This is a genomic window from Pseudoalteromonas sp. Hal040 (genome assembly GCF_037162425.1).
Classification (GTDB): domain Bacteria; phylum Pseudomonadota; class Gammaproteobacteria; order Enterobacterales; family Alteromonadaceae; genus Pseudoalteromonas; species Pseudoalteromonas gelatinilytica.
Window position 1 is genome coordinate 1,425,479 of the sequence record NZ_JARLUU010000001.1, and the last position, 18,156, is coordinate 1,443,634.

The window sequence follows — 18,156 nt, forward strand, 5'->3', positions numbered from 1 at the left end:
AATGATTATTTAAAGACTATGGCACATTTACAAAAAAGTATTGTAATAGTTTGTAATTAAGCAGTGTGTTCCACTTCTATCCAATCTTTTTCATCGACCCAGTTTTGTGCGCCATCTTTAACAGTGCGAATAGGGACGATGTAATCACAGCTAACTTGTGGTTTAACTGAGGCAAAAATCGGCACAAAGCCAAAGCTAAGCGCGGTTTCGATAATTGCTTTTTGGTTTTGTGGGTCGATATCGGCTGCTTCATCGATATAAATCGGAATACGATACAAGTTTTGTTCTTGGTCGCTTAATAAATAACGAATAAACAGCATGCCACAAAGTAGCTTAATGGTGATACGGGTACCGTTAGAGCCGGCTGAGTCAATTTTTTCGAAGTGCTCAGTTTCACCAGCGCGGTTTACTACTTCAAACCGAATATCAAATAAGTCGGTCAATGTTAAACCAGCTTTTTCAGAGGCAAGCTTAATTAAATGATCTTTTGCCTCGTTTACCGCAGACTCGCTATAAGGCTCTTGGCTCAATAAGTCGAGGGTATCGCCTTGCTCAAACTGATTTGAGGTACTGATAATGGTATCAATGCTATCAACCAGCATCTTGCGCGGAATAACATTAATTTTGAATGCTTGAAGATTAGAGATACGATGCTGACTAATTCCTTTATTAAAGCTATTCATTTCACGGCGTAGGCGGTCTAGATCTTCGCGCAAGCCTTTAATGGTGGCGGCTACTTCGGTTAACGCAACTCGGCCTTGACGCTCAACGGCATCGCGCTCGTTATCAATGTTATGAAACGCGCTAATAAGCTTTTCGTATTTAGTAAACTCATCGTTCTCGTTATCAAATTTAGTAATACCCGCATTGTAAATATGCAGGTAGGTATTACGTACGTTGATATCAAAGTTACGTAACTCTTGGCAGTCTTTATTGAAGTGGTGAATAAGATCGCTCAAGTTATCAAAATCAATAGTGATTTCAATCATGTATGGAGTCACTTTACCTGAATAAACATCAAGGGTGTGATCGATACGTTCAGATTTAACTTGGCGTAAACGGTCAGCTTGGCGCGCAAGCAAATCTTTTTTCGACTTGATAATTGAGCGACGGTCGCTGATTGAGCCGCTGTTCTTTTGAATGTCTTGCAGGTAGTCGTCAACTTGTTCGCGCTCTGCATTTAATTGCTCTTTTAGCATGGTTTGTGCATCGACAGATTGCTGCATCACTTCAAATTGTTCAAAGCGTTTTAATGCTTCTTCTGAGGCCATTAGCTCATCATATAAGGCATCTTTTTCTTTTTGCTTTTCGGCGACATTAGCAGCGACTTCGCGCTGTTGTTTAAATTCTTTTAGTGAGTTTTCTAGGGCAGCGAGTTGCGCGGTTAATTGCTCTTTATTTTCGCCCGTTTGCATTTGCACTGGGCTTAGCTTTTTAAGTTTAATCGTCGCGCCAGGAAGAGTTAGTACACCGCCTTTCACATTTGCTGATAACTGCTCTAAGAACTCACCAAAGGCATCTTCGTCTGTGATCTCAACATCACCATTGCTGGTGGTGGCAAACGATAAGATATCAGGGTTTAGAATACGCGAAATCTCTTCGACTTCTTTTAAAGATAAATCTTCACGCATACGGGTGAATAAATTGAACTCAAGGTTCTTCAGCTGTAATTTTAGGCTCTTAATTTGCTTTTGTGTTTCGCTAATACGGTAATCAAGCGTGTGCAAGCTTTGCCCTTGGGCACTGCTTAATGAATGCGATAGCGATTCATAATCTTGTTTAAGCTGCGTAAGGCTTACTTTTAAGGTGGCTTTATTAACCAATTCAAACTCAGATTTAAGCGCTCGATAATCTAAAAACCATTGTTCAATTTGAGTTTGTTTACGCTCAATATCACGGGATTGCTGAATATACAGCTGCTGCTTTTGTTCGAACTCGTGCTTTTCGTGTTCGATATCCTCAAGGGCAATATTTAGCTCAGTGAGTTGCTCTTGTTGATAGGTTTCAAAGTCAATCAGTGCTTGGTCAATTTTTGGCGCATAGGCAGCAAGCTTACCTTTTAAAACTGTTTGGTTTTCAAGCATAGATTCAAGAGCTGCGATTGGCTCTTGCATTGACTCAAGGGCTTTTAATTCACGTTTAGCGCGATTCACTTTATCAAATGAACGTCGCCATACTTCATAAAAATCAACCCGTGAGTTTGACATATGGCGCTCAAATACGCGTAGCATAAAGCGTTTAACATCACTGGCACCTAACTTATGCAAGTTAAGGATACGGCGGAAAATTTCTTTATAAATCGCGGAGTCTTGCACGTTATTGAGGGGGATCATCTTTAAGTTGATATCGCCATCAAATGGGGTTGCGCCGCCAGTGAGTAGGGCGTTTAGCTCTTGCGCTTTTAATTCAATTGGATTGAAACCTTGCTCTTTTAAGTGATTAAAAAGCTTGGTGAATTTTACAATAGTTTTGCCTTGAGTGTAGTGATCAAGGTTTAACTTACCTTGGTAGCAAAAAAACTGATGCGCGTAACCAGCAATTTTACCAAGGCCAGCAACACCAATCACCACAGGGCCATTAGGTAGGTCAGCTTCGAGTAAAATATAGGATTGATCTGACGAAAAGTAGAATTTTCGGGTTTCGTCTAAATCGTGGCCATCCCATTCTGTTAGACGTAAATCATTGATCAATGGAAATTGCAGGGCATTAATTACCGAGCTTTTACCGGTATTATTAGGTGCACAGATTGAACTACTTTTATCCAGCGGGATCACGCATTTTGCATAGCCAGCGGTATTTAAAAGCGCAAGTTTGCTGAGTCCGTATAGGCTTTGGCTTTGCATTATTCGTCATCTCCTAGGTAGGTTTCTTCGTTTACTTCCATTAATGCATCGATATAACGATAAATAGGTGCTTGCAGCATAAAGCCATTTTCTACTTCGCGAGCAAGACCTAAACGTACCATACGAAGGTAAACGTCTTTGCGTAAATCTGAGCCTGAAAAGATTTCTAATTGATCAAACAGGTGCTTGTTGATTTGCACTAAGGTTTGCATTAGTTCAAGGTCGTTTACTTCGTCAAACAAGGCCCGCATTGGATCTTTACCAGTATTGGCATAGTGCTCAATCAAGATGTAGATAGTCAGTGCGATGGCACGCGAAATTTTACCCATATTTGGGGTGCTTTCGTCGCTGCCAAAATAGTAAAAGCCACGGCTATCATGTTGTAGGTCATGGCCTAGGGCGTTAAATAACGCGCGATAAGCATCAATGTGTTGATCAAGCTCTTGCCACATCAGCGTGTCTTGTTCGCTAATGTGGTAGCCTGATGTGAGCTTTTTATTAATAGCTTGCAGATGCGTTAAATCATCTAAATTAATATCTGTCATGGTTATTGCTCTGTTGCTTTTTTATCGTCAGCAATCGATGAGTTAAATGGGTAAAGAGAAAAGTGTTGCTGGGCAATTTTTATTTTTACTTTCTCTTGGCTTTGGCTGATTTCAAGGTCGCCATCGCTAATCAATTTTTGATATAAGAACAGCATTTCGTCAGCCTCTAGATCTGGGTAGCTTTCATCTAAGAAACTAAGCAGCGGCTGAGCTTTTTTGCTGGCTATTTTAAAGCGTTTTCTAAATTGTGTTTTAACATCGTTGTAATCAGGAATATGCGGGCTTTGATAGGCGGGCACATCATCATGTTCTGGTAGCTGATATTCATCGTGCTCAAAGTCAACTAAGCCTGCCATATAGGCCACGATATGACGTTGCTGACCAAGTGAAAAACGTTGCGCGTCTGAAACAAAGTTAGGCTGTACTGCACTTAACATGTTATCGACGCCATTTTTACGCACTAAACCCAGCACTTTAGCCGCTTGGCGAGTAATTAGGTTGTTGCGGCGTAACTCTTCACGTAGCGGCATCAGCATATCGGCGCTTTTACGTAAGCTTTCACGACCAACTAAATGCATTTCTAGAATACGAGTACGTAATTGTTCAAGCATGCGCTTGTCTTGATATGACTTACCTAGGCGATCAATTTGCTCTATTTGCGCGCTAATTTGTTCTTCGATGGTATTAAAGCAAGCGTGGAAGTCACCACGAATATCCACCATTTCAAGCATAGGCTCGATGTATTCATCAAACGCTTCAATCACTGCTTTATAGCGTTTTTGCAGTGATTGTACCGCGTTGTCAGCTTTCGCTTGCTCAACAATATTTAAAATCGCGTTTTCATTGTGGGCAAACAATTTCATTATTTTGCGTACCCGATCATCCATAATACGGCTGAAGCGACGAAGCTCATCGTAATCTTCAATTTCACCTGCTTTAGCAAGGCGATTACCAAGGCGAGCTAAATCATCAACAAGCACACTAATTTCTTGGGCAAGACCTAGGTGTTCTTCTTGTAGTAAGAAAGTTGCAAAATCGGCGATTGCACGGTTTATTTCTAACTGCGATGATTTTGCCAGTGGAATGATAATATCTTGATTCAATAAACGATTTGTTTCTTTATAAATGCGTTCATTTGACCAAGAAGGTTGTTTTTGTTTTATCGCATTTTGTACGTCTTTCAAGCTGAAATCAGCCATCTTAAAACGTTTAAATAGCAGTTCTAACACCCCCCAATGTTCAGTAAGGGTATTTAATAACTTTTTAGCTGGGATCATAAGGCTCCAGTAAATTCAGACTTTGGTGTTAGCGATTAGTAGTAAATTATGTAATTGAGAATAGTTTTATGCTTTCTATGCTGCTAGAATCCGCGCCGAAACACTCGACTTACAATTTTTACATTTTTATAAAGGTTGTTCAAACACCATGGTAACCCCACTTATCCTAACCCTGATAGCGGTGGCATTTTTGCTTATCGTTATAGAGGATATTATCCATGTAAACAAGGCCAAAACGACGCTTTTTTTTGGCACTTTATGCTGGATTATCTTATTTATCTCTCCAATTCATGGGCAAAGCCCAGAAACCATACAACACCAACTGGATCACAACATTTTAGAGATCGCGACTTTGTGGCTGTTTTTAATGGCTGCAATGACCTTTGTAGCGTATTTAAACTCTAAAGGCTTTATCCAGAATATTGTTCATAAAATTATGCCAAATCAAATCAGTGAACGAAAGCTGATGTTTCTGATTGGTGGCTTTGCATTTTTATTCTCATCAATATCAGACAACATAACCGCGACTTTAATCTCGCTTGCGGTGGTGATGTCGCTGAAATTAGATCCTAAAAAATTAATAAAATATGCAACCTTAATTGTATTTAGTGTTAACTCGGGTGGGGTATCGCTGATCACCGGTGATGTTACGACCTTGATGATTTTCTTAGATGAAAAAGTGACGATAGGACACCTGTTGTTGTTGATTGTCCCTGCGCTTTCAAGTGTGGCACTGTTAGCAGCGATGCTATCGGTGGGTATGTCGGGTAATGTAGTATTTGAAAAACAAACCGCGCGTCGAATTGAAAAAACAGATATAACCATTGCGGTTATCTTCTTCTCTACCATCATAGCCACATTAACTTTAAGCGTACTTTACAGTGTACCACCGCTATTAACCTTTTTATTTGGTTTATCACTGATGTTTTTGGTTGCACAATTTTTAATGCGCAAAAAAGACGTCAACAAAAAAATCATCGATTACATACGTGAGATTGAATACGACACTTTATTGTTCTTCGTCGGTGTATTATTACTCGTTGGTGCATTAAAAGAAGTCGGTATGCTTGCTAAATTTACTCACCTTTATGAATTGATGGCACCGGAATATGCCAACTATTTAATGGGGCTTTTATCTGCGGCAGTAGATAACGTACCTCTCACTGCAGCACTATTAAAAGCAGATATTGTAATGAGTCCACAGCAATGGCTGTCGTTTACTTACGCAACTGGGGTAGGTGGTTCAATGCTTATTATCGGCTCTGCGGCAGGTATTATTGCCATGAGTAAGGTAAAAGCACTGACCTTTATGAGCTATCTTAGAATGTCGGTTTATTTATTAATTGCCTACACCGTAGGTTATTACGGTTCGCACTTAGCGGGCAGTTTAATTTCATAAAACAACTTGACAGCTAGACGTCTAAACGTTAACTTTCGAAGCCTGCTTTTAACAGCAGGCTTTGTTATTTTAACCAGGTGTTAACTTAACATTCAGAAGAGGTGCGATACTTAGGTAATTAATGTGAGGTGACGAACGCCGATGACCATTAATGAGGGAAGTACTCGCCGAGAAAATTAATCGGACGTCACGGTTATTTTTCGGTTTATGGGGCTGAATCCTCAAAACTGTCACCAAACTAGGTGGAGAGCTTCTGGCATGGACTACTCTTTATTTTCAAAGCACCCCCTTGCCGAGTTCTTCTTGATTTACTGTGGATAGTTTTCCACAAAAGGAGACGACATGAATACCCAATTAGCCGCCAACACAAAATCAGATTACGTTGTTGCAAAATTTGGTGGCACCAGTGTAGCTAACTTTGATGCTATGAGCCGCTGTGCAGAAATCGTTTGTGCTGATAATCAAGTACGTATTGTTGCAGTGAGTGCCAGTGCTGGCGTGACCAATCATTTAGTTGCATTGTGTAAACGTGATTTGAGCGCGGCTGAGCGTGATGAACATATTACTGGCGTAGTCGCCATTCAAGAAGCAATCTTGGCAGAGCTGTCGCTTGATGCTGATTTAGCACATGGTTTTAATGAAACGCTTAAGGCTTTTCAAAATCTAGCGTCAGAAGGCGCAAAGTCAGTAGCAGAGCAAGATGAGCTACTGAGCTTTGGAGAGCGTTTATCATCGTATTTGTTTACTCAAGTGTTACGTGGCCAAGGTCTTAATGCGGTGCGTTTTGATGTTCGCAAAGTGCTGAAAACAGATAACCAATTTGCTAAAGCTACCCCAAATGTTGCAGCAACCGCTGCAGCGGCTAAAGAGCATTTAGTACCGCTACTTGATGATCAGGTTGTGGTAACCCAAGGCTTTATTGGTAGCAATGAACACAATCAAACGACCACTTTAGGCCGTGGTGGTTCAGATTACAGTGCTGCATTACTCGCTGAAGCAATTAACGCAAAAAGCGTGCATATTTGGACCGATGTAGTCGGTATTTTCAGTACTGATCCGCGTTTATGCGCTAAAGCAAGCCCAATTGCACGCTTAAGCTTTGATGAAGCGGCAGAAATGGCAACGTTTGGTGCAAAAGTACTGCATCCTGCTACTATTTTACCGGCAAGCCGTAGTCACATTAGTGTGTTTGTTGGTTCAAGCCGTGAGCCGCAATTAGGTGGAACATTGATTGAAAAAGAAAAGTCTCAGCAACCAGGTATTCGTGCGGTAACACAGCGTAAAAACCAAATTCTATTAACGGTTAAAAGCCCAGAAATGCTCCTTGCGAGCGGTTTCTTAGCCCGTGTATTCACCATTTTAAGCGAATTTAATATTTCGGTTGATTTAGTTACTACCTCAGAGATCAGTGTTGCAATTACTTTGGATAACGCACCGAATGCATCACGTCCAGAGCTTGATCAAGCCTGTTTAGATAAGCTTTCTGAGTTTTGTCATGTATCGGTTGAAAATAACTTAACGCTGGTGGCTTTAATTGGTTCGGAAATTCAATTACGTCAGCAAGAAATGAACTTAATGCAGGTATTAAGCGATTTTAATATTCGTTTAATTTGCCACGGTGCAAGTAAACATAACCTGTGCTTCTTAGTTGAACAAAGCGAGTCAGATTATGTAGTTCAGGCTATCCACAGCCGACTATTAGAAAGCCAAGTCGCGGCGTAAGTCACTAAAGTTAATAAAAGAGCACTGCCAGTCAGTGCTTTTTTGTGCCACAACACTTATATCAAACCCTTCAATAGAGTTACTACTCGCGCTGAAATTATGTTTGCTCAATTCTTCAAATACATTAGGAGCAAGTAGTTTCGCAATCGGCTGAGCACTTGCTTTGGCAAGCGCTTCTTTTAATGTCCAAATTCTAAAAAAGCACTGTGCCTGTTTATCGGATGCGTCAAAACGGCTAATTAAGTCAACTTCATCGTGATGATAAAAATGCTTGGCGAGTTTGATAAAAGGGCGAGGCTTACTGCTTTGTTCAATATCAAAACCAAATAGCTGCTGTTCAGGGTTAAGGGCTGCGCCAATTAAACCATTTGAATGTGACAAACAGGCCCACACAGGTTCTCTGCGTTTTGTATGTAATTTGAGCTTACTGTCTTTTTCATCAAACTGGCTCGATATTTCATTGAGGGCTAAATCGTCATGAGGGTAAGCATGTTGATACAAATACTTTAACGTTAGGCGAGTCGCTAAGTACTCCTGCTTGGCGCTAGGCACTTTACGTTTTTCAAGCACACTTAATTCAAACTCACTGAGTAATTTATTAAGGGGTAAACTTGCAACATCAATACGTTCTGCATCCATCAGCATAATTTTTTTGTCCGTTGTTTGGCTTTGCTGCTCGATGATAAGAGTGTTCGAAAAGTAGTGACTGCTCATGGTTTAACGCTTACACGGGGCTTGAATTTAGTTTTGTTTATTTTTACAGCAAATGCACTTTTATAGGCATGAACAAACGCAAATAGTTTACGCAGTTGACTGTAATTATGGTTTAATGAGGAAAAATAATAACAGATTTGTAGATGTATGGCACAAGTTCGTGACGGCTTTCAAAGCCGATTAGGTTTCGTTTTAGCAGCTTCTGGCGCGGCGGTAGGTTTAGGTAATATTTGGGGCTTTCCAACACAAGCGGCAAACCATGGCGGCGGTGCATTTTTACTTGTTTATTTCATTGTTATTTTCTTATTAGCGCTTCCAGCTCTTTATACAGAGCTGTACTTAGGCCACCAAGCGCAAGCTAATCCGGTAAAAGCATTATCTAGTGCATGGCAAGACACTGCGCCAAAAGTGGGGGCCGCAGCTGGCTATATTGGCCTCTTTGGTGCGATTGTGATGCTGAGCTTTTATTCGATAGTTGCAGGGTGGATGCTCGCTTATGCGCTCGAGCCAGTCGCAAGCTTCTTTGGTTTTACTGAGTTAAGTAACTTTTTACACAGTGACTCGATGGCGCGCAATTTTTTGTTTACGCCACTGATGCTTATTCTTACTGCGAGTATTATTTTAAAAGGTGTTAAATCAGGTATTGAAACTTGGTCACGCCGCTTAATGCCATTATTGCTAGTATTATTAGTGGCGTTAATTGCTTATATCGCGACCCTAGATGGTGCGATGGATGGTTTTGCAGCTTACTTAGTGCCAGATTTTAGTCAAATTCTTGATGCCAACTTAATTATTGCGGCAATGGGACAAGCGTTCTTTTCATTGTCGTTAGGTGTTGGTTGTATGATGGTCTACGGCTCATATTTAAAACCAGATGCCAACCTGCCTAAACTAACTGGCACAGTGGCACTGCTTGATACCGGTGTGGCCTTTTTAGCGGGTTTATTGATTATTCCGGCTATTTTTGTTGCTCAACATAACGGTGTAGAGGTATTTAGTGGCGGTAAATTGGTCGGTGAAGGGCAGTTAATCTTTGCGATTTTACCTGAACTGTTTAGCACGATGGGTCAAGTGGGTTTACTCGTTGGCTTATTATTCTTTGTATTAATGTCGATTGCCTCAGTGACATCAACTATTTCATCGACTGAAATTCCAGTGGCATTTTTGGTTGAGAATCACAGTGTAGGGCGCAAAAAAGCAACCTTATTTGTAACCCTAATCGTGTTTATTGCCTCATCACTGATTATCTTAAACTTTGACTGGTTATTTGGTTTAGTCATTATGGTACTTACACAGTACCAATTACCTTTAATGGGACTGTTTTATTTCATTACTGTTGGCTGGTTATGGCAGCGTGGTAATAAATTGCATCAAGTATCGAGCGGCCCTCATTATTGGTTTGCCCAGTACATTCGCTTTGTCTGCCCGTTATTAATGACGGCGGTATTCGTGAACGTGGCGTTGTTGAAATAGAAACTCGAGTTGCTAGTTACAAGTTTCTAGTTTCAAGGTGAAAGAAAAAAGTAAAAGGCGTGGGGTTTAAACCTCATGCCTTTTTTAATTTAAGGTGCGCTTGCTTTAAATAACTTCGTTAGTTAATGGTAAGCCTTGGCTTATTTCATTGGCACTTTGCAATGTGGTGCAGGCTATTTCGCTAAGTGCTTCTTGGGTGAAGAAGCCTTGGTGGCCTGTCACTAACACATTTGGAAAGCTAATAAGGCGTGAAAAAATATCGTCTTGCATGATTTCTTCACGGTGATCTTTAAAGAATAACTCTGACTCTTGCTCGTACACATCAAGGCCTAGGTGTCCGAGCTTTTTAGACTTAAGTGCTTGAATACATGCTTGGCTATCAAGAAGTGCACCACGAGAGGTGTTAATCAGCATGACACCGTCTTTCATTTTCTTAAATGCGCTAGCATCAATTAAATGATGGGTGTGCTCGTTGAGCGGGCAGTGCAATGAAATGACATCACTTTGGGTAAGCAATGTGTCTAAATTGCATAGGGTGTAAGGGCCTTCACCAGCCATTGGGTCGCACACGAGCACCTTAGCTCCAAAGCCATTTAAGATATTAACCAGTGCTAAACCGATTTTGCCACAGCCTATAATCCCAATAGTTTTTTTAAACAGATTAAAACCAAGTAAACCGTTTAAATCAAAATTACCTTCACGCACGCGGTTAAAGGCTTTATGGGTTTTTCGGTTGAGCGTTAGCATGAGTGCAATACAATGCTCTGCTACTGCTTCTGGGCTGTAAGCGGGCACGCGGCAAACCTTGATGTTATGCTCTTTGGCAGCATCAAGGTCAACATTATTAAAGCCTGCACAGCGTAATAAGATTGCCTTTATACCGATAGCCGCCATATCGGCAATGACGTGTTTGTCGACCGTATCGTTTACAAACACGCACACGGCATCAAAACCTTGGCAAAGGGGTGTGGTATTGCTGTTCAAGGATTGCTCAAAATAACTGAGCGAAACAGACTCAGCGTATTCAGTTAGATTCCTTTCAAAAAACGGTTGCTCATACTTTTGCGCACTGAATAAGGCCAGTTTCATCATTTAAATTACTCTCTATCACCATTTTGAGGGTTTCGGGCTTGGTGCGCGGGGCATATCGCGCAACGAGTTGACCCTCTGAGTTTATAAGAAATTTGGTGAAATTCCATTTAATTGCGCGGTTTTGCGCAATTCCACGGGTATGGCACTTTAAATAATTAAATAATGGGTGGGCGTCTGGGCCGTTGACTAACACCTTGTTAAAAATAGGAAAGCTGACATCAAAGTGCTGCTGATAAAAGGCTTTAAGTTCATTGCCTTCAAGTGGCTCATTGTGGCCAAATTGATTGCAGGCAAAACCGAGTACGGTAAATCCTTGCTGTTTATATTCTTGATAGAGTTTTTCAAGGCTTGCCATTTGCACTGAAAAATTACATTTGCTGGCAATATTGACAATAAGCGCTGTTTTTCCTTGTAGCGATTCAAGGCTGAAGTTTTCACCAGATGCAAGCTGGGCATTGAAACGATATATACTATCCATGTTTTACCTGTGTGTTTTTAAACGGTTTAAATGAACTTTTTTTCATTCGCTTTTTAGTTATTCGGTTGAGATAATGAAATTGTTACTAATTTATCACTCAAATAGGTCAGTTTTATGTCAATGAAAGTCGCCTTCATCGGATTAGGTGTAATGGGTTACCCAATGGCGGGTCACCTTGCCAACGCAGGTCACAGTGTGACAGTTTACAACCGCACAACGGCTAAAGCGCAAAAGTGGGTTTCTGAGTATCAAGGTGAATACGCTGAAACACCAAGTGAAGCAGCAAAAGGGGCTGATATCGTTTTCATGTGCGTAGGCAATGATGATGATTTACGTTCAGTTGTTTATGGTGAACAGGGTGTGCTGGCAAGCATGCATGAGGGCAGCTATTTAGTTGACCACACTACAACGTCGGCTGAAGTGGCACGTGAAGTGGGTGCTCAAGCGAAACTACAAGGCATCGCATTTTTAGATGCGCCGGTTTCTGGCGGTCAAGCGGGTGCAGAAAATGGTGTATTAACCGTGATGGTTGGTGGCGACGAAGCTGATTTTAATGTTGTTCAACCTGTCATGGCTGCTTTTAGCCGTTTTAGCCAATTATTAGGTGAAGTAGGCTCTGGTCAACTGTGTAAAATGGTAAATCAAATTTGTATTGCGGGTGTGGTACAAGGCTTGGCTGAGGGTTTACACTTTGCAAAACAAGCTGGCCTTGATGGTGAAAAAGTAATTGAAACCATCTCTAAAGGCGCTGCAGGCTCATGGCAGATGGAAAACCGCTACAAAACAATGTGGGCTGGCGAATACGAATTTGGTTTTGCTGTTGACTGGATGCGTAAAGATTTAGGCATCGCTTTGGATGAGGCAAAGGCAAACGGCGCAACTTTGCCGATGACGGCAACAGTTGATCAATATTACGCCGATGTACAAGCCTTAGGTGGCGGCCGTTACGACACCTCTAGTTTATTAGCGCGCATTGAAGCGTTACATAAAAAGTAATATCCCTAAAAAACGCGACAATAATTGTCGCGTTTTTTATTACATGCTTTGTGCGTAATTGTACAACGCTTTTAATATATGCAGATTTTTCTCGTTATCATCATTTTCATGAGCGAAATTTTCCAGGGTGATCATGAAATCTTGGCCACTGATCGACGGGCTGTCTTCACCGTGCATTAGCTTGTTTTGGCAATACTGGCGCCATTTTGCTAATTCATCTTGGCTTAGTGTGTGTGGCCAGTTTCGAGCGCGGTATCTAAATAACAAGGTTGAAAACTTTTTATCATCAAAATCAAGCTGCATTGATGCTAGTTGCTCAGGGCTTGCATCTCGAATAATGGCAAATTTAGCTTTATCAGCGTGGCTGGTAAAACCATCATAAAGTTGATAATCAGGGTTAGTGGTTTCGCCATAATCACGCTGCTCGTTAAACACTTCGGTTACTTTGTCGCGAAGCTCAGTGTTGGCTTTTAAAACAGCGAGATTTTGTAAGCATTTTTCGCGGTCAATACCTAATCGAGCTGCGTTCTCTGGTAACAAGGTTTTTGCTGGTGCAAGAATAGGGCACTTGTTTAAATGCACGAGTTTTAAGCCAACCGGTGCTTCGTCTTCACCAAGGTCGCTGTGTTTTGTGTAAAGACGCGTGCGTAGCTCTTCAACAGACAAATCTAATAGCACTTGCGGATCTTCAGTTAAATTAAAGCAAATAATGGCGTTTTTATTGACTGGGTGAAAGCTCATTGGTGCAATCCAGCTGGTGCAGCCTTGGCTTGCCGGAATTCGTGACGAGGTGTGCACCAGTGGTGTCATGTTAAACACATCAACTAAATCAGCCAGTGCTTTTTTAGAGCGTAAGCTAAAGAAAAACTGATACAACTTAGGTTGTTTTTGTTTTATTAGTTTTGCCAACGCTATGGTTGCCGTTACATCACTTAAAGCATCGTGAGCAGCAGCGTGTTCAATGTCATTGGCAACGGTTAAGTGCTCGAGTTTAAAGCTCGGCGTACCGTCTTCTTTAAGCGGCCATTCAATGCCTTCTGGGCGCAGTGCATAACAGGCACGCACTAAATCAATAATATCCCAGCGGCTATTATTGTTTTTGTATTCACGCTCGTATGGGTCATAAAAGTTACGGTATAAGCTGTAACGTGTAACTTCATCATCAAAACGAATACTGTTATAGCCCGCAACACAGGTATTAGGTTGACTAAATTCAGCATGGATCTTTGCCATAAACTCAGCTTCAACTAGCCCTTTTTGCATCGCAACTTGCGGGGTAATACCCGTTATTAAACACGCTTCAGGTTGTGGTAAGTAGTCGGCAGCTGGCTTGCAATACTCAATTAACGGCTCACCAATAATGTTCAAATCGAGATCGGTACGAATACCTGCAAATTGACTCGGGCGGTCCTTTTGAGGGCTTGCGCCAAATGTTTCGTAGTCGTGCCAATAAATTGTTGGTTGCTGTTGTTCTGGATATGCCATGCATTAAACCTTGCTAAGCGTAGGACCGCTTTGACTTATTTTTTGAATTAACAGAATTATGGCATAGAGCCTAGCTAGTTTATAGAGCTAAACGGTTTGATGCTGTTCAGCGTACGTTTTGCATACACGGTTAGTATAAAAAATGGCCTAACGGTTTAATTTTATGCTTATATAGGGTCTAGTCGTTAGTTTTTACCCAAATTTGTATTTTAGTGGCTCGGTATTTGCTAACGAAAACTATCTTTAACAATGAAGGAACAAAAAAATGACTTTATCAGCTTTATTACTATCTACTTTAGCATTCGACGCAGCACCAGCTCCTAGCTTTGATACTACAAAACTTCAAGGTACTGGTGGGATTGTTATTATTCGTGAAAAGAAAAAAGAAGAGCAACAACTTAACGGTACAGGTGGAATTGTAATTGTAAGAGAGAAAAAGAAAGAAAATTAAAAATCAAAGGCCAATTTGGCTGGTTTTTTCTTAATTACATCTTACCCTTATAGCTTCGTGTAAGGGTAAGAAATGTTTGAATCTATTCAAAATTTATATAGAGAGTTAATGGTTGCTACAGAAAATCATCAAGTGATTTCAATGCAAGCAATTATTGCAGCTATGTATGTTTTAGCTTTTGCTATATCGTTGTTCCGAGCTATCGGAAATAGAGAACTATTTAGTGATTTTTTATCAATTGCGACAGTTGTCACAAAATATGCATTAACATCATTATTGATGGAATATGTATTAATCTTTATTGCCGAAAATCAAAGTATTGGAAATACGCAAAATATTTATCTTGTAGCTTGTCTGATAAACTTAGTCAGTATTTTCATTCTTTATCTATTGCATACAAAATTCAGCTATAAATTTGGCTTGCTATTCTTTTGTGTTATTAAGCTAACAGTTGGCCTTTCTATAGCTCACTTTATTCTTTGGTTTAAGTTTGTTGTGTTAGACATACAAACTGAACACGCCTATATACACTACATGTATAGCTTTATTGTGCTCTACATTAGTATTGTGCTTGCTGTTGTGATGTTGTTTCCGGGTCTTTTGAAAACCAAATTAAAACTATTACTTAGTCCAAGCTGGCCGTTTGGAACAAAAACTTAACATTAATTATTAGATGATTTTCAGTCTCATACTAGCATTTATAATGCTTTTTCCTGATATATTACGGACCAAGTTTGGGTGTATAGTAACATTTAGTTTACCGAGGGATCGTAATGCTTGAACTAATTTACATAGCCATTGCCGTTTTAGCCATATTGCTGATTGCAAGTACGTGGTTGATTGCGCGCAAAAATATCTTTGAAGATCAAATAAGATCTAAGTCTGTTGAGGTGGTTTGGTGCACGTTACAAGCCGAACATGAAACAGATATCAGCAAAGCAATTAAACTATTCAATAAAGCTGAACAACTAAAGAGCGAAATTGCGACCTTAATGATCAACTCGCCGCAAACTGCTCATTTTAAATTAGCAGAACCTGCCGGGCTTGATAGCGATAAAATAAAGGACTTATCGCTTGGGGAGCTGCAGCGATACTACGATAAGCAAAACAATATATCTGACATTTACGAGAAAATGTACAAAGGTAATAATTAGTAAAAAGCCAGGTTATTTAACCTGGCTTTGTATTTTGAGCTCTTTTGCTATTTGTTTTAGCTGAATATCTGCAAGTTGACTAAGTGCTTCTTGCGTTTGGTTTTCACCCTTTATTAATCCCGCCATTGATAGCTTTTTTATACTCTTAATAATACCGTTACTGACTGCTTGTAATACGGGACCATCAAGTGCAGCTGTGGTTTGGTTACTACCATTAAGTAGTGAATCAAAACTAACCTCAGAAGCTTTAGCTAGTTTATCAATTAACTCATATGGCACAGTTGCAAGCTCAATACTTTGCTCACAAAAGCCAAGTTGTAATGATAAATGTTGCTCTAATTCTAAATTATTTTGCACCTGACAAAGCGTACATAAGCGCATAAAAATATCACTTACATGCTGTTGCTCGGTGCTGAGCGTTTGATTGAACATCGCATGTCCTTGCACTGCTTTTTTATTTATATTAAACGACTTTTTAAAAAATCTCATGCATAAAGTGATAGTTAGCGAATTTTTTAACTCATATACAATGCTATTTGATGATACAAGCCAATTCCTAGTAATACATTGAAAGGAAAGGTTATGCCTAAAGAACATAACATGGCTAAGCCTATATCAGCATCAGGAATAGCTGCTTTTATAGCGGCTGGAGCTGCAATATAAGAGGCACTTGCAACTAGGCTTGCTAATATCACTACCGAGCCTAGCTCGAGTTGAAGGGCAGTACCAACACAGACGCCGATTGCACCTAATAGATTTGGAGTTATAACAGCGAATAACGCTAAACGCCAATGATGCCATGGAATAGGGCGCAGTGTTTGTGCGGCCATTAAACCCATTTCTAGTAAGAATAACGCTAATACAACTTTAAAGCTGCTGGTAAGAAGGCTGGTTACTTGGCTGCCTTGTTGTGTGCCGTACATCATGCCGATAATCACACCACCCACAAGCAAGATCACACTTTTGTTAGTCAGTGTTTCATGCCATAGCGCTTTAAGTGATAGGTTTTGCCCAGACCCATTTCCAAGACGGCGGAATAGTAATAAACCAACGATGATGGCCGGTAACTCAAGCATTACTAAATAAAGTGTGACTTCAGCACCCACATTAAGTGAGTTTGATTCGGCATACGCTAAAGCAACAGCAAATGTGCCTGCGCTAACAGAGCCGTAATGAGCGGCAATACTTGCGCTATTAGCAACAGAGAGGTTTAGCAGTTTGTTTAAAACTGGGTAAAGCAATAATGGTATTAAGCCGCCAAGCAGTAACACAGCACCCATTTCGGGTAGAAGTTGCCAATGCAAATTGCCATGCAGCACCATGCCGCCTTTTAAGCCAATGGTGAGCATTAACAATAGGCTAAGGGTTTCATAGGTTGCTTGCGGAATTTTAAGATCAGAGCGAAGTAATCCAGCAGTGAGTCCTAAAACAAAAAACATTACAACAATATCAGGCACTTTGTTCTCCTCTTGGTTAAAAGCGCCGCTATTCTAGATAAAAAATCACATAGTAAATAATTAAATAAATGATAGTATCTTATAGGTTTTTATCTATGGGTTAATGTTAATGGACTTAAGGCATATTTCTTTTCGCTTACTTGAAGTGTTTATGTGTGTGGTAAAAACACGCTCTATCAGTGAGACTGCAAGGCAATTACATTTAACGCAACCAACGGTTTCACAACAAATTAAACGCTTGCAAGAAACAGTGAATGAGCCATTAGTGATGGTTAATCAGCAGCGTATTCATGTTACAGAAGCGGGGTTTGCGTTGTTTCAAACATGTCAGCAGGTGTTTGGTCATTTTGATGATTATCAAGATTATTTAGCTGAGCTTAGAGGCGGGGAGCGCGGGCGCTGTAAAATAGCCATGGTTAACACCGCACAATATATTTTGCCTAAGTTACTTGGCCCGTATAGTAATTTACATCCGCATGTTGAATTGCCACTAGAGATTGGCAATCGTGCTGAGGTGCTTGCCCGGTTTGAAAGAGGCGAGGACGATATTTATGTATTTAGTCATCCGCCTTCGTTAGAACACGCAAAAGCGGGGCGGTTTTTACAAAATCCTTTGGTGTTTATTGCGCCAAATAACCATAAGCTTGCGAGTAAAAATCATGTAACTTTACATGACTTAGTGAGTGAACGTTTTTTGCTTCGAGAGCCTGGCTCTGCAACGCGAATGTTGTTTGAAAGTGAACTGCAAAGCAGAGGTTTTGTGCTAAGTAACACTGTACAAATGGCGAGTAACGAGGCAATACGTGTTGCAGTTGGCTCAGGAATGGGGCTGGGGGTGGTTTCGCGCCATGTTTTGCCACCTCACGATACGAGTTTTTGCATGCTAAATGTTGAAGATGTGAATTTGGCCAGTCATTGGTATTTTGTGGTGCGTACCGATCGCCATTTGTCACATGCGGCGCGCAGCTTTTTAAAATTTGCCCAACTTAACTTAGAGCAATGCTTAGATAAACAGTGGGTGACAAATGAATTGAGTCAGCTAAATGAAAGTTTAAATTAAACTAACAAGT

17 protein-coding genes and 1 riboswitch are annotated in these 18,156 nt (G+C 40.5%); of the genes, 8 read left to right on the forward strand and 9 right to left on the reverse strand.

Annotation, left to right across the window (positions count from 1 at the left end):
* Nucleotides 1-56: 56 nt before the first annotated feature.
* Genes P4S60_RS06430 through P4S60_RS06440 form a run of 3 tightly spaced genes read right to left on the reverse strand, consistent with a single transcriptional unit; the run spans nucleotide 57 to nucleotide 4,665 of the window.
* Complete coding sequence (locus P4S60_RS06430; protein WP_337115394.1) at nucleotides 57-2,843, reverse strand: ATPase; 2,787 nt, start codon at nucleotides 2,841-2,843, stop codon at nucleotides 57-59.
* Complete coding sequence (locus tag P4S60_RS06435; RefSeq protein ID WP_063705788.1) at nucleotides 2,843-3,388, reverse strand: condensin complex protein MksE; 546 nt, start codon at nucleotides 3,386-3,388, stop codon at nucleotides 2,843-2,845. The genes P4S60_RS06430 and P4S60_RS06435 overlap by 1 nt, the downstream gene beginning before the upstream one ends.
* 2 nt (nucleotides 3,389-3,390) lie before the next feature.
* Entirely contained in the window at nucleotides 3,391-4,665 is a 1,275-nt protein-coding gene (locus P4S60_RS06440) for a hypothetical protein (RefSeq protein WP_337115395.1), read from the reverse strand.
* 148 nt (nucleotides 4,666-4,813) lie between these two features.
* On the opposite strand from P4S60_RS06440, the gene nhaD reads away from it, so the two are divergent.
* Together nhaD and lysC are read left to right on the forward strand one after the other, a co-directional pair.
* Nucleotides 4,814-6,064: a sodium:proton antiporter NhaD gene (nhaD, locus tag P4S60_RS06445; protein WP_105173999.1), complete on the forward strand. Its 1,251-nt coding sequence runs from the start codon at nucleotides 4,814-4,816 to the stop codon at nucleotides 6,062-6,064.
* A gap of 88 nt (nucleotides 6,065-6,152) precedes the next feature.
* Nucleotides 6,153-6,325: riboswitch (Lysine riboswitch) on the forward strand.
* 81 nt (nucleotides 6,326-6,406) lie between these two features.
* The gene (gene lysC, locus P4S60_RS06450; RefSeq protein ID WP_337115396.1) at nucleotides 6,407-7,786 is read left to right on the forward strand and encodes a lysine-sensitive aspartokinase 3; all 1,380 of its coding nucleotides are present in this window, start codon (nucleotides 6,407-6,409) and stop codon (nucleotides 7,784-7,786) included.
* Here lysC and P4S60_RS06455 read toward each other — a convergent pair.
* A complete protein-coding gene (locus P4S60_RS06455; protein WP_337115397.1) occupies nucleotides 7,763-8,500 on the reverse strand; it encodes a 4'-phosphopantetheinyl transferase family protein in 738 nt (245 codons plus the stop codon). The two genes, lysC and P4S60_RS06455, sit on opposite strands and share 24 nt — an antisense overlap.
* Nucleotides 8,501-8,647: 147 nt before the next feature.
* Here P4S60_RS06455 and P4S60_RS06460 point away from each other — a divergent pair, with 147 nt between their 5' ends.
* Nucleotides 8,648-9,973: a sodium-dependent transporter gene (locus P4S60_RS06460; protein ID WP_337115398.1), complete on the forward strand. Its 1,326-nt coding sequence runs from the start codon at nucleotides 8,648-8,650 to the stop codon at nucleotides 9,971-9,973.
* 105 nt (nucleotides 9,974-10,078) lie between these two features.
* Here P4S60_RS06460 and P4S60_RS06465 read toward each other — a convergent pair whose 3' ends face one another.
* Nucleotides 10,079-11,062 (reverse strand): 2-hydroxyacid dehydrogenase, encoded by a 984-nt coding sequence (locus tag P4S60_RS06465; RefSeq protein WP_337116831.1) that lies wholly within the window; start codon nucleotides 11,060-11,062, stop codon nucleotides 10,079-10,081.
* Entirely contained in the window at nucleotides 11,028-11,543 is a 516-nt protein-coding gene (locus P4S60_RS06470; protein WP_063705772.1) for a glutathione peroxidase, read from the reverse strand. The genes P4S60_RS06465 and P4S60_RS06470 overlap by 35 nt, the downstream gene beginning before the upstream one ends.
* 114 nt (nucleotides 11,544-11,657) lie before the next feature.
* Here P4S60_RS06470 and P4S60_RS06475 point away from each other — a divergent pair, with 114 nt between their 5' ends.
* Nucleotides 11,658-12,539, forward strand: coding sequence for an NAD(P)-dependent oxidoreductase (locus P4S60_RS06475; protein WP_337115399.1), 882 nt, complete (start codon nucleotides 11,658-11,660; stop codon nucleotides 12,537-12,539).
* A 39-nt stretch (nucleotides 12,540-12,578) separates the two neighbouring features.
* On the opposite strand, the gene sbcB is transcribed toward P4S60_RS06475, so the two are convergent.
* Nucleotides 12,579-14,024, reverse strand: coding sequence for an exodeoxyribonuclease I (gene sbcB / locus P4S60_RS06480; protein WP_337115400.1), 1,446 nt, complete (start codon nucleotides 14,022-14,024; stop codon nucleotides 12,579-12,581).
* A 265-nt stretch (nucleotides 14,025-14,289) separates the two neighbouring features.
* Here sbcB and P4S60_RS06485 point away from each other — a divergent pair, with 265 nt between their 5' ends.
* From P4S60_RS06485 to P4S60_RS06495, 3 genes are all read left to right on the forward strand, one after another.
* Entirely contained in the window at nucleotides 14,290-14,475 is a 186-nt protein-coding gene (locus tag P4S60_RS06485) for a hypothetical protein (RefSeq protein WP_199529728.1), read from the forward strand.
* A 72-nt stretch (nucleotides 14,476-14,547) separates the two neighbouring features.
* Nucleotides 14,548-15,135 carry a hypothetical protein gene (locus P4S60_RS06490; RefSeq protein WP_337115401.1) on the forward strand — a complete coding sequence of 196 codons (588 nt, stop codon included), beginning with the start codon at nucleotides 14,548-14,550 and terminating at the stop codon, nucleotides 15,133-15,135.
* Between the two features lie 113 nt (nucleotides 15,136-15,248).
* Complete coding sequence (locus P4S60_RS06495; RefSeq protein ID WP_337115402.1) at nucleotides 15,249-15,629, forward strand: hypothetical protein; 381 nt, start codon at nucleotides 15,249-15,251, stop codon at nucleotides 15,627-15,629.
* Nucleotides 15,630-15,641: 12 nt separating this feature from the next.
* On the opposite strand, the gene P4S60_RS06500 is transcribed toward P4S60_RS06495, so the two are convergent.
* Nucleotides 15,642-16,061 (reverse strand): hypothetical protein, encoded by a 420-nt coding sequence (locus tag P4S60_RS06500; protein WP_147386602.1) that lies wholly within the window; start codon nucleotides 16,059-16,061, stop codon nucleotides 15,642-15,644.
* Nucleotides 16,062-16,144: 83 nt separating this feature from the next.
* Complete coding sequence (locus P4S60_RS06505; RefSeq protein WP_337115404.1) at nucleotides 16,145-17,086, reverse strand: sodium-dependent bicarbonate transport family permease; 942 nt, start codon at nucleotides 17,084-17,086, stop codon at nucleotides 16,145-16,147.
* Between the two features lie 109 nt (nucleotides 17,087-17,195).
* On the opposite strand from P4S60_RS06505, the gene P4S60_RS06510 reads away from it, so the two are divergent.
* Nucleotides 17,196-18,146 carry a LysR family transcriptional regulator gene (locus P4S60_RS06510; protein ID WP_337115405.1) on the forward strand — a complete coding sequence of 317 codons (951 nt, stop codon included), beginning with the start codon at nucleotides 17,196-17,198 and terminating at the stop codon, nucleotides 18,144-18,146.
* Nucleotides 18,147-18,156 lie beyond the last annotated feature (10 nt).